Source organism: Dictyobacter formicarum, from assembly GCF_016587435.1.
In genome coordinates, this window is record NZ_BNJJ01000017.1 from 143,233 (window position 1) to 155,834 (window position 12,602).

A 12,602-nucleotide genomic window follows, 5' to 3' on the forward strand; every position below is an offset into this window, starting at 1 on the left:
TGTAGATGCGCCCCTTGCAGGCGCTTACTCGCTTTCTGCACGGAGATGTACCAAAAGAGGCGATATAGAGCGATTTAGCCAGATGACTCTCCCGTTATTATTGTTTCTTTTTCGAGCATGAAGGATAAAAGCGCCCGCAAGGGGCGCATCTACGCGAAGCGCGCCTGCTCTCCTGACTGTGCAGAGATATATAGAATGTTTCATTGATAGAAGAAATCCAAAAGCTGAGCGCAACATATTTTCGTTACATCCAAACATCCATCAAAGAACGCTCACTAGAACGCTTTAAGAACGGTCCATATTCTACATTCTCCTCAAGATGAGCAACACCATCAACAGACTTGCAAAACACAGAATCATTCTACGGGAAAGATACGAGGAGGAAGTATATGAGTATGGAGAAACCGAATAAATATCCTCATTCTCACCTGTTTACGGTTAAAGTATGGGAAGAAGAAATAGGCATCAATCAGACCGAGTGGCGCGGCAAAGTCCAATTGTTCACCAATGGTGAGGTGCGTTACTTCCGTGGATGGACACGGTTACAGCCCCTTCTTCTCGCAATGCTAGCGGAATTGGACTGCGAAGCGGAGACAAACCAGTAACGTTTTGCTTCTCTTCTTTGAGAAAGCAATTAAGGCGCTTTTTACAGGAAAGGAACATAGAGCTATGAATATAGATATAGTACAAACGAAGGTGGCAGCGACAAGCGAAACAGCAATATGGATAAACCAGCTTACCGCATATCGCATCAAACGCGGCGCACTTCTCTACTGGTCATCTCTCTTCACTATGAGCGCAGCCATCATCCGCTTCATTGGCGTACTGAAACAACCTCCTCCGTCCTGGCTTCTCGTCATTTTCCTGCTTGCCTTCACTATTATACAGGCTGTCGTAGCAGTTTCTGTCCTGGCAGTTCCCGCGCGTCGTCTCCTCCTCGCTGCTGGAGTGATCGAAGCAGTTGGATTACTGGTATGGTATATTGCACATGCTATCGGCCTCCCCAGTGGCTTCAGTCTATGGCGACCGGAGACACTGGGTGTACCGGACCTTTACATTCCTGTTATGGAAGGTGCATCGACCGTCTTTTTCCTATGCCTCGGTGGACGCACCTGGCGTACAGCCCCCAGCGTGTGGCGCATTACATTCAAACTGCTACCTTCTCTGTTTATACTCGGCCTCATAGTATGGCTGGCGTTGAAATCAATAGCACTCGCTGCCGTCTTCCTGGTTCCTGGAGTGTTCGCAAACGTTCAATACTTCTTCCTTCCTATCGTTGGACTGATGGCTGTATTTCTGCTACTGCGTCTGGTTTTTCAACCTCTGCGGATGAGAACGCCAGGTGCATGGCGAACGATATTCATCTTGCTTCCAGCGCTCCTGGCATTCGGCTTTCTGACATGGGGTGGGAGCGTGAGCGCAATCGATACAGCATGGCTCTCTCCAGCATCACCCGTGCACGTTCCTGCTGGTCAGACAGCGACTCTGGCGTATTGTAATTCCAATGGGAATCCCCTTGCCATGGACATCTCAGAACCTACGGCTCAAGCACCTCGTCCCGCGCCAACTGTCATCTACATTCACGGGGGTGAGATGCTAGTGGGCACTCGCATTCTGGAAGATGGAAGTGCGGATGGTCCGTACTTCGCGCAACTTCGCAGCGAACTGCTGGGTCGCGGATTTATTGTCGGCTCGATCGACTATGGCCTTGTCCCGCTCTATCGCTCATCAGACCAGATAAAGGCTGCCAAGTGTGCCATCCGATTCTTACGCGCCCACGCGAACGAGCTAGGCATCGATCCGCAACATATCGGCGTGTATGGTCCAAGCCAGGGTGGGTACATCAGCTCAATGTTAGGTACAGTTGGACCTGAAGCGGGTTATGATGTGGGGCAATACCTGAATCAGTCGAGCAGAGTCCAGGCTGTCGTCGATATGTGGGGCCTGACTGACCTATCGAACTTCAGTGGTTCGCCCTGGTGGTTTTCCCTCCTTGCGGGAAATGGCACAAGAGCACAGTTTTTATCCGTAAGCCCTGTCGGCCATGTCGCACCCGGCGATCCACCTTTCCTGATTATGCATGGAACAGATGATTGGATGATCGCTCCCCATCACTCTCAGGAACTGGCAAAATCGCTGCACACAGTTGGCGTTCCCGTAACGCTGGTGATGATACAACACGATGGTCACGGTTTGGATATGCCTACAGTAGGGAAGACCGAGCAGCCTGGCCCCGCTACGGTCATCCAGATGATTGCCGATTTCTTCACCAGAACGCTAAAACATTGACAGCTTTCGCGGCTCACTACAGATAGCCAATTTGTTTTGCGAGAGGCACAACTTGTTTCAACAAGACATGTGCCTCTTTTTGCTGCCCCGCATCCCATGCTTGTAATGCGGCTTTGAGGAGTGCATCCACTGGTTCACGAGGAGGTTGCTGAGTTGGATCGAAGAGTAGACGTACCTCGTCGATAGCAGCAGATAGGTGTTCCTGGGCCAGAGCCACGCCGATGAGCGGCCATCTTCCCGCCCAGAGGAACGGATGGGGTCGTATCTGCCGTGATTGCTCCTCTTCTACCGACTCGCGCCCATAGGCCTCAGCCAGGACCAAATTGTCCTCACGCCAGGCCACCCAGGCTCGATGCCCGCAGAGAATGTGTTTGTTCAGGGCTATGCCAAGCGACTGCGCTTGAGCGAGGAGACGACGCAGCTCCTCCACCTGCCCCCGGTGTCTGAGAACAAACGGTAAAAACGTCAGACAATTGTATTGGACCCAGGCGTTTCCAGTGCGTTCTCCCAGGCGTAACGCATTACGTAGCAGTTCCTCAGCCTCGTCAAATTGAGCAGCGCATAAAAGACCAATGCCGAGCAAGGTGAGGTCAATTCCTCTCTGCGCCTCGTCTCCTGACGACTCCAGGCCCGCAATGCTTGCACGCCAGGCCGCTACTCTTTGCGCCGGGATTATATAACGATCACGAATGGCATTGTGCATTCCTATCGCCTCTGCGAGGAGCTTACGTTGTTCCTGAGTCCCGTATTGCTCAGCGATAGGTCTGGCTCTTTCAATTGCCGCCGCGATGTCATCCGCAGAAGCCTTTCCACGCCATATTTGAGCAAATTGAAGCGCAAGCCATTCGTCTCGCCACTCTGAACTCGATGCGTCTACCACCTGTGTTAAGATGCGTTCCGCCTCCTCAAACTCCTGGCGACCATTGATACGGCAGGGGTCTTGACTCGTGGTGGAGGCAGACATCCACGTTGTTGCAATCTTCCAATGCAGGCGTGCCAGCCAGAAGTGTGACTCAACAGGAATACAGGCCATTGCGCGATAATACGCCTGTCGCGCATCCTCCCAAGAACCGATTTCCGCACGAATATCTCCAAGCGAGACGTACACCTGAGCCGCTACTTCCCATGACATACTTCTCGCACTCTGTCCCGACAAAAGTGCTTCGAGGAGTGCAGCTGCCCGCTCGAGCGCACGAAGTGCCTCCGCATGGGCGTAGATACGGCTTGCAACTTTTCCGGCCTCTTGATAAAAAGGAATAGCTTGAGCGAGAAGTCCAGCCTGCTCATAGTGTGTGGCTATCTGTCCATAGACGGCATCCAGATTTTCCACATGGACAGCTTTGAGTGCCTCCGCGACACGCTGATGCAGGAGACGACGCTGTACAGGACTCAAAGAAGCATACACATGCTCACGAATTTTGTCATGGCTAAAGTCGTAGCCATTCGCTGTTCTATCGTTGTGTTCACGCACCATACGTCGTTGCCACAATTCATCCAACCCCTGTAGCAACTTCTCTTCATGCTCACCGCTTACACGTACAAGCACAGGAAACGAAAACTCGCGCCCAATGACGGCAGCCACGTTTGCCAAATTGCGCGCCGCCGGCGAGAGTTGCGCGAGCCGTCTGGCAAGCACAGCCTGTACCGACGGTGGCAATGATGATGTCGTGAGGATTAAGGATGAAGGTGGTTTCTCCGCATTTAGATGTACGCGTTCATCTTTTTCCACCACAGCAGTCCGTGCCATTTCTACTGCGAAGAGCGGATTGCCTTCTGTCTCAGCATAAAATGCGTCACCCTGAAATGGGTCAAGCAAGTGACCCACAATATGTTCAGCCAGTGATGTTGTCTCCGCTCGCGAAAGAGGACCAAGCGGAATTTCTGTCAGTAAACCATCTCGTTGCAACATGTGTAATAAAGCGGTCAAAGGATGCTCAAGCGATGTGGTTGATATCTCGCCAGCATGTAGTGTTCCAATCAGCAACAAACGTGCCTTTGGGGAGAAACGCAGCAGATAGTGTAGCCATTCCAGGGTCTCGGTGTCGCACCATTGCAGATCATCGAGCAGAAGCAGCAGAGGTTGACGAACATTCAATATGGCGCGTGCCAGTGCTGCGAAGAAAAACTGGCGTTGCCACCCATCTGTCATAGCAGTAGGAGAGGACAGTTGTGGATGTGAGGCGAGCACCTCGGGTACAAGCCGTGCTATCTCTTTGAGCGAGGTCGGATCGAGGGTTGAGAAGCCTGTTTGTAGCATGTCAGTGCGTAACCAGGTGGTGAGAGGAGCATACGCGAGCGTTTCGGAAGCAGGATAACAGTACGCACTCGCTGTCATGATACCTTGCCGACTTGCCCATATCTTCATCTCCTCGGTTAACCGCGTCTTGCCTATCCCCGCATCGCCAGTAAGAATAACGACATGCGGTTGTCCAGCGGTCGCTGTGTGCCATGCTTGCTGAAGTTGTCGCCACTCCGCTTTTCGGCCCAGCAGAGGTGGTATCGTTCCACCTACCTTCCCCGATTTCGCGAATATTTGAGGTGTTTGAGATGTTGACGATAGAAGAGATTCATACAATGCCTTTGTAGCCTCACCCGGCTCGGTTCCCAACTCTCGCTCCATCACCGTGATACAGGTATGATAGGCACGCAAGGCTGAGGCGTGTTCGCCTTGTAAGGATGATAGGCGCATCAACTGTCGATAGCTCGCCTCATGCAGAGGATCGTGATGCAGAAGTTGCCGCGCGACACTGAGGGCGGCGTCATAATCATGCTCTTCTTCCAGAAGCGTTGCCAGGCGTTCGGCGGCTTGCAGAAATAGCTGACGGATGCGGTCGCGTTCGGGAATGATCCACTCATCGTAGCAATCCGGCAGCAAGTCACCACGATAAGCATGCACGACTTGCTCAAAAGCCTGTCGTGTCGTGGATATATCCTTATCATGTTGCGCTTGCTGTGCTTGCTTGAATGCCTGTTCAACTTGCAGAACATCAAGTGTCCAGGGGGCATCAGCCCGTGATGGCAACCATTGCACGCTCTGTTTATTGATCGAGAGAAATTGTTCGGCTTGTGGGAGGGATTGCCGCAAGTGATACAACAGTTGACGCAGGTTGGTATGAGCTTGCGCATCGGTTGAATCAGGCCAGAGGAGAAAAGCCAAACGAGATCGGTTCTGAGGTGCGTCACTGTGCAATACAAGGTAGGAAAGCAAAGATTGAAGTCGGGAACTATTGATTGTTATGATGGGAGCATCGTCCGACTGCAGCAGGAAGTCACCCAGAAGCTGAATATGCAGGGGTGAAATCACCAGAGATTCCCTTCCTAAGAAATTGATACTCGACATTCCACAAGCTGTTTCGTGATGCCACATGGTCATCACAATCACTATAGCATAGGTAGGGATTAAAATCCATCAATGACAGTATTTGAATCAGCGAGCTGAACAGACACTGAACGACTTATATAAAGTCAATAGTTGTGTTTTCATTTCAGCGTTTTATAAATAGTATAATTGTTCCTGCAACACCCTTTTGCTGGACCTGAATTTCTCATTTTAATTGTAGCATATTCGTCAATAGCTCGACATCGTGCTTTTGGACGATGTTTTTTGGTCTTGCTCTCGATATACTTTTCATCTGTTCTGTTTTAAGGAGTGGAAAGGAAAAGATATCCGATGGCGGATGAAGATACATCTCAATCGGTTGATCCAGCTTCTTCCCAGATGCCTGCGCCAGAGGGGGAGGAGAGAGGAGTTGGGGGCACAGCTCCCAATCCCCCAGTCAAGGGGCTCGCCGCCCCTTGCATCCCCGCTTTCTTGCCGAGAAGCAAAAAACCTATACTTGAAAGGGCTCTGGAGGGGGAGGCATTGACGAGCATTACGTCTAATCCTCCGAAAAAAAGTTTGTTGCGGGCGTTTACCTCATTGCGTCATCGTAATTATCGTCTATATTGGTCGGGTCAGATAATTTCGTTGCTGGGCAGTTATATGCAAAGCATCGGGCAAGTCTGGCTAGTGCTGGAACTAACCCATAGCGCCTGGCAGCTTGGCCTGGTGGGTGCGCTACAGGCTGTGCCGGTGCTGTTCTTTTCACTTTTTGGAGGTGTCTTCGCCGATCGCTGGCCTAAGCGGAATGTGTTACTCTGTACCCAATTGTCGGCTATGATACAGGCCCTTCTCCTCTGGGTCTTGATCGCTACTGACACCATCCAGCTCTGGCATCTGTATATCCTGGCGCTGCTGTTGGGGCTCACTAACAGTCTGGGTAGGCCGACCGGCCAGGCGTTTGTCATCGAGATGGTGGGGCGAGAGGATCTTCCTAACGCCGTTGCCTTAAACTCTATGCTTTCCCAGATGATGCGCATTGTGGGACCCGGGCTTGGAGGCATCATCATCGCTGCCAGCGGTGTCCCCATCCTCTTTTTGCTCAATGGAGTCAGCTTTCTTGCAGTGATAGTGGGCCTGCTGTTGATCAAGAGCCACGAACTACACGCGCAGGCCCCTCAAGTTGGAAGTAAGAGTGAGCGCAAGAACACCTGGCAGAGTCTACGCGAGGGTGTGGACTACGTATGGAACACCCCGGCGGTATTGCTGCTGATCCTGGTCGTTGGCCTGGTGCTGCTCTTCGGCTCAAACTTCAATGTGCTACTGCCGCTCTTTGCCACTGATGTGCTGCATATAGGAGCAACCGGTTTTGGTTTTCTCTCTGCTGCAACTGGAGTTGGCGCATTACTTGCCGCGCTATGGCTGGCCTGGAACAACCGGCAACCAACTATCCGCCGCGTGCTGGTCAGCACGCTTATCTTAGGAGCGTTAGAGGTACTTTTTGCGGTTTCAGGTCTCTATTTGCTGTCAATAGTGCTTATTGCGAGCGTGGGTTTTATGGAGACTGACTTTGCAGCTCAGGCCATGACAGCGCTCCAGACGGCCGCCCCGGACCATCTGCGCGGGCGCGTTATGAGCGTGCAGATCCTCTTCTTCGATGGGAGTCTCCCGCTGGGGTATTTACTGATGGGATGGTTGTCAGGTCTCTTTGGGCCTGCGCGTGCCATGCTCATTGGAGCCCTCCTCTGCCTGTTGATCACAGCAGCCGGCTGGATATGGCACAAAGCAAAGGGGATGCGCTTCCCATAATCATGGGAAGCGCATCGTTTTTTTGCGGACGTGCGCTACGCGCCCGAGCCAATTTTTTATTGGTGATTTGCCAAACATGTGCCGCAGCACATGTTTAGCAAATCACAGAGAGAATTATGTTTGCTTGTTTTGCTCCTCAACAGGGATCTTTTTAAGCCCTGGGGAAGATGGTTGTTAGTGATCCGTTAACCAGCTGTAGGGGTAGGCGGGATCGTCCACAGTGCGGGCGATGGTAGTAAACTTCAATGGGTTGAAGGTGTCGATCATCACGGCCAGTTCATCGGTGCGCTCGGCGCCCAGGCTTTTTTCGACGGCACCCGGATGTGGTCCGTGCGGTATGCCGCGTGGATGCAGAGTCATCGAAGAACGCTCAATGCCTCTACGACTACCAAAGTTGCCATTGACATAATAAAGTAACTCATCGCTATCAATATTGCTGTGGTTATATGGCACAGGGATTGAGCGCGGATGGTAGTCGAGTTTGCGTGGCACGAACGAGCAAACGACAAAGTTGGGTCCCTGGAAGGTTTGATGGACCGGTGGTGGCTGATGGATGCGCCCCGTGATCGGCTCAAAATCGGCGATGTTGAAGATCCAGGGATACTCACAGCCATCCCAGCCGACGGTATTGACGGGATGGAAATCATACCAGTAGCTGGTAATGACATTACCCACCTTTACCCGTACCTCAAATTCTCCGCGCTCGGTGTGGGTCACCAATTCTTCGGGACGGCGAATATCGCGCTCGCAATATGGTGCATGTTCGAGCAACTGGCCATTGGGGCTGAGATAGCGGCGTGGCGGCTCAATCGAGCCATGGGCCTCGACAACCAGGAAGCGCGCCTGCGGACTATCTTGCGCAATCATAAAGCGGAACGTGGTACCACGCGGAATGATAATGTAATCTCCTTCGTGGTAAGGGAGCAGGCCAAAATTTGTTTCCAGGACCCCATGACCATCGTGGACGAAGTACATCTGGTCCGCCTCACCATTGCGATAGAAGTAGGTCATATCCTGGGTTGGCAGAGCAATACCAATCGTCAGATCCTTATTAAACATCAGGACCATATTGCCCAGCACTGCATCGCTACCGGGTTTAAAGGCAGCCGTCTTCAAATGATGGTGGCGATGAACGTCCTCGTTCCATTCCTCAAATTGCTGCTTGCTGAACGGCTCAATCTTCTTCACGCGGGTCGGAGGATAATGGTAGTAAATGTTGGAATAATTATTTGAGAAGCCCTCAATACCAAACAACTCCTCAGAGTAGAGCGTACCATCCGGCTTCTGAAACTGTGTATGGCGTTTGGGCGGAATCTCACCCAGGCGATGATAAGGTGGCATCGGCTGTACCTCCTCTATGAGAACACGATTTAAACGTATTTTTACACAATCCTATTCCGCAATGTACCGATTCCCGTGATCTCCAGTTCAACTGTCTCACCACGTTGCAACCACGGATGAACCTGGGTACCAACCTCCAGTATGCATCCTGTACCAACGGTACCCGAGCCAAGGATATCGCCAGGACGCAGACGAGCGTTGCGTGAGGCATAAGCGATCAACTGAGGAAAGCTATAATAGATCTGGTTGAAATTGCCGCGTGAAATCTCCTGCCCATCCACACGGGCCAGCATAGTCAAGTCATAGCGCTCACTGCTACCGCTACCGGTGCGATAGTCGGCCAGTTCATTGGGGGTAACCAGCCAGGGGCCCAGCGAAGTCGCAAAATCTTTTCCCTTTCCAGGTCCCAGGTTCAGCTTCATATCCTGACGTTGGAAATCGCGAGCACTCCAATCGTTCATAATTGTATAGCCCGCAATATAATTGGCTGCTTCATCAACCGGAATATCTTTGCCTTCACGCCCGATCACGCAGGCGATCTCTAGCTCAATATCCAGTTCCCGGCTGCCAGCAGGATAAGGGACACGTTCATCATGTCCATAAATCTCACTGGTATTAGAGAAGTAGAAGGTAGGAAACTCATACCACTCAGGGATCATATCCAGGCCACGCCGAGCGCGTCCAGCCTTGACGTGCTGCTCAAAAGCATAGAAATCGCGCAGCGTTGGTGGATTGGGCACGGGCGTCATCAGGGTAAGCGTGCGCAGAGGTAATCCCGGCTTATTACTTTCCAGCAGCTGGCGTGCTTGCTGCATGCCAGCTGGATCCTGCAACAGTCTAAGCAGGTTTGGATAGTGCAACAAAAGTATCTCTTCACCGCGTACTACGCCTGCGTACGTAATATCATGGGCGGTTCTGACCGTGACCAGTTTCATCTAGAGGTTCCCTCGCAGCTCCTGCTCCTTTTCCAGAGCTTGAAAGAGCGCTTTAAAATTGCCTTCGCCAAAGCCACGGGCACCTTTGCGCTGAATGACCTCAAAGAACACGGTTGGCCGTGACACGACTGGTTTCGAAAAAACCTGTAGCAGATATCCCTCATCATCATGATCGACCAGGATACTCAATTCGGCCAGCTGCTTGAGGTCCTCATCGATATGGCCAACCCGGTCGAGGACATCATCATAATAATTCATCGGCGTGCGCAGAAACTCCACGCCACGCTCGGTCAGATCGCGGACCGTAGCTACGATATCATCGGTAATCAAGGCCAGATGTTGTACGCCGGGAGAATGATAAAAATCGAGGTACTCCTCAATTTGCGACTTCTTGCGGCCTGGTGCCGGCTCATTGATCGGCAATTTAATGCGACCACTGCCATTCTGCATCACTTTAGACATCAACGCGGAATACTCAGTACTGATCTGGCGATCATCGAAATGGATCATCTGCGAGAAGCCCATCACTTTCTCGTAGAAGCCCACCCACTCATTCATCTTACCCAGCTCAACATTGCCCACCACATGGTCAATGCCAGCCAGGCCAGCGGGACGTGAACGGCGGGGGAGGGAAGAATCCAGGGCACGGAAACCAGGCAAAAAGGCACCCTTATAATCCTGGCGCTCCACAAAGGTATGGATGGTCTCACCATAGGTAGCGATCGAAGCGAGCGTCACCGAACCGAACTGATCGCGTAGCACCGTAGGTTCCTGCACACCACGTGCTCCCCGGCTGGTTGCTTCCTGGTAGGCCCGCTCCGCATTCTCCACACGGAACGCCACATCTTTTACTCCATCTCCATGTGTATATGTATGTTTGGCGATTGGACTGTCAGGAGTCAAAGCAGAGGTGATCAACAGGCGGATATTGCCCTGTTCCAACACATAACTGGTATGATCGCGCGAGCCTGTTTCCAGGCCAGCATAGGCCACAGGTACAAAGCCCCAGGCATGGGTAAAATAATACGCAGTATGTTTGGCATCACCAACATACATCTCAATATAATCAAAATTCTGGATAGGCATGAAATCCTGGTGCGTCATTGAACTCTCCCTTTCCATGCAGAATGCGTCATTGCTTTCATTAGGTTTGTGCGATAATCGGACAAAATATTCGTTAATCGGACTACCTGCTTTAGTTATAGCAGGGAACCTATTGGATGTCAAGGAAAAAGAAGATACAGGTCTTTCTGTATGAATAGGTGAGGCGGTATGGACAAGAGAACTGTGATATTGTATAGTCGTCGAAATAGCATTTGATCAATGGGAATAACAAAATAAGCGAGGAAAATGAGGCCATGGCACAACCGCGTCCAAATGAACGGCCCCTGCAGGGTGAGACGGCCCAAACGCTGGATCGAGGGTTGCGTGTGCTGGATGTACTGGCCAGTTATCCCGCAGGTCTGAGCGTACCCGACATTGCGCAGGAATTAAATGTACATCGCACCATCGCCTATCGTCTCCTCAACACGCTGGCCGCTCATCGGCTGGTGCGTCGTACGGAAGATAGCCGTTATTGTCTGGGGATAGGACTGATTGAGCTGGCCCGCCATGTCGTCCCACGTTTGCAGGCGGCCGCTTATCCTGCTATGAGGCAACTGGCTGAAGAACTGCGTGCCACCGCCTGCCTGACGATCATGGATGGAGATGAAGGCGTTGTGCTGACTACGCTTGAGCCACGGACGACACCTATGCATATCGCTTATCGACCTGGCTACCGGCATGAGCTCGACAGAGGGGCATCGGGACTAGCCATTCTAGCCGGGCGGTTACGGCAACCGGGAGAACGTAGAGAAATCACGCTCGCCCGTAACCGCGGCTACGCCACCAGCTATGATGAAATTCAGCATGGAGCAAGCGGTATAGCTGCTCCCATTCAACTCAATGGTCAACTGGCCGAAGCCAGTATCGGCGTCGTCCTGCTTGGTAGAATCGACGAAGCAACCTTTGCACCGCACATCATCACTGCGGCCCACACTATCGCCGATGCTCTCCTTGAATAGATGAAATGAAGCAAATTGAATTTATTGAATTTAAAGAGGGCTCCTTCATTTGTTGAAGGAGCCCTCTTTATGCACATGTGTAAGTCATTGATCCGCTGGCCTGGAAAGCTGCCAGGTAAACGGAAGCGCTGGCTTATTGATGGCAGTTGCCATGGTGGCCACCGAACCAGTTGCTACCACCGCTTGAATGCTGATGACCACCGAACCAATTGCCGCCATGGTGATAGCGATAGTGGTGAGGTTGCTGATGACCGCTATACTGATGGCCACTATTAAACTGATAACCATGATAGAAGTTCTGATGGAACTGACTACTTGATCCACAGGCACCGCTAACAGCCGAAAGTGCTGCATCGGTTAATTCAATTGCACCGATGGGATTCTGAGGAAGCTGCGCAAGTTCTTCGCTGGTCAGGGTTTCACGATACTGGGCATCTTTCCAGGCTTTTGTAATATCGAAGTTCATAACGGGCGCCTTTCTTTTTGTACTAAACAATAACTTTACTTTTGTGGTACCGTACGATTACGCGCTACAGAAGTGGCTATAGAGACAATTATTGGAAATACCACTCTGGTATTTTTTATTGCATTGTTCTATGTCCTATCTTGTAGTGAATGTCTGCGTGCTTCAATAAATTTCGATACCTAAATCTATTATAAAAATGCCCAAAACAAGCAGGCGCTTAAAACGCAGCAATAAATGTAATAAAATTCATCTAGCGGCGACGACATGCCGTTATTTGTGCAACTTTATGAATATTGAATTCATTTTTGTGTGATTGGTCGAGAAACGAGCAGCATAATTTTGTCGCAAATTCATGCTGTTTTATGCATATTTGCTCTTTA

Annotated in this window: 9 protein-coding genes; 4 read left to right on the forward strand and 5 right to left on the reverse strand. The window is 51.3% G+C overall.

What is annotated here, in order from left to right; translation table 11 throughout:
* The first annotated feature begins 389 nt into the window (after positions 1-389).
* Together JMI88_RS26875 and JMI88_RS26880 are read left to right on the forward strand one after the other, a co-directional pair.
* A complete protein-coding gene (locus JMI88_RS26875) occupies positions 390-605 on the forward strand; it encodes a hypothetical protein (RefSeq protein ID WP_236023079.1) in 216 nt (71 codons plus the stop codon).
* A gap of 64 nt (positions 606-669) precedes the next feature.
* Positions 670-2,289 carry an alpha/beta hydrolase gene (locus JMI88_RS26880; RefSeq protein WP_201365044.1) on the forward strand — a complete coding sequence of 540 codons (1,620 nt, stop codon included), beginning with the start codon at positions 670-672 and terminating at the stop codon, positions 2,287-2,289.
* Positions 2,290-2,305: 16 nt separating this feature from the next.
* On the opposite strand, the gene JMI88_RS26885 is transcribed toward JMI88_RS26880, so the two are convergent.
* Entirely contained in the window at positions 2,306-5,593 is a 3,288-nt protein-coding gene (locus JMI88_RS26885) for an ATP-binding protein (RefSeq protein WP_201365045.1), read from the reverse strand.
* A gap of 366 nt (positions 5,594-5,959) precedes the next feature.
* On the opposite strand from JMI88_RS26885, the gene JMI88_RS26890 reads away from it, so the two are divergent.
* The gene (locus JMI88_RS26890) at positions 5,960-7,417 is read left to right on the forward strand and encodes an MFS transporter (RefSeq protein WP_236023080.1); all 1,458 of its coding nucleotides are present in this window, start codon (positions 5,960-5,962) and stop codon (positions 7,415-7,417) included.
* 174 nt (positions 7,418-7,591) lie between these two features.
* On the opposite strand, the gene JMI88_RS26895 is transcribed toward JMI88_RS26890, so the two are convergent.
* Genes JMI88_RS26895 through hppD form a run of 3 tightly spaced genes read right to left on the reverse strand, consistent with a single transcriptional unit; the run spans position 7,592 to position 10,797 of the window.
* A complete protein-coding gene (locus tag JMI88_RS26895; protein ID WP_201365046.1) occupies positions 7,592-8,758 on the reverse strand; it encodes a homogentisate 1,2-dioxygenase in 1,167 nt (388 codons plus the stop codon).
* Positions 8,759-8,799: 41 nt separating this feature from the next.
* Complete coding sequence (locus JMI88_RS26900) at positions 8,800-9,693, reverse strand: fumarylacetoacetate hydrolase family protein (protein ID WP_201365047.1); 894 nt, start codon at positions 9,691-9,693, stop codon at positions 8,800-8,802.
* Entirely contained in the window at positions 9,694-10,797 is a 1,104-nt protein-coding gene (hppD, locus tag JMI88_RS26905; protein WP_201365048.1) for a 4-hydroxyphenylpyruvate dioxygenase, read from the reverse strand.
* A 254-nt stretch (positions 10,798-11,051) separates the two neighbouring features.
* On the opposite strand from hppD, the gene JMI88_RS26910 reads away from it, so the two are divergent.
* Positions 11,052-11,756: an IclR family transcriptional regulator gene (locus JMI88_RS26910; RefSeq protein ID WP_201365049.1), complete on the forward strand. Its 705-nt coding sequence runs from the start codon at positions 11,052-11,054 to the stop codon at positions 11,754-11,756.
* 133 nt (positions 11,757-11,889) lie between these two features.
* On the opposite strand, the gene JMI88_RS26915 is transcribed toward JMI88_RS26910, so the two are convergent.
* A complete protein-coding gene (locus JMI88_RS26915; protein WP_201365050.1) occupies positions 11,890-12,222 on the reverse strand; it encodes a mersacidin/lichenicidin family type 2 lantibiotic in 333 nt (110 codons plus the stop codon).
* Between the last annotated feature and the right edge of the window lie 380 nt (positions 12,223-12,602).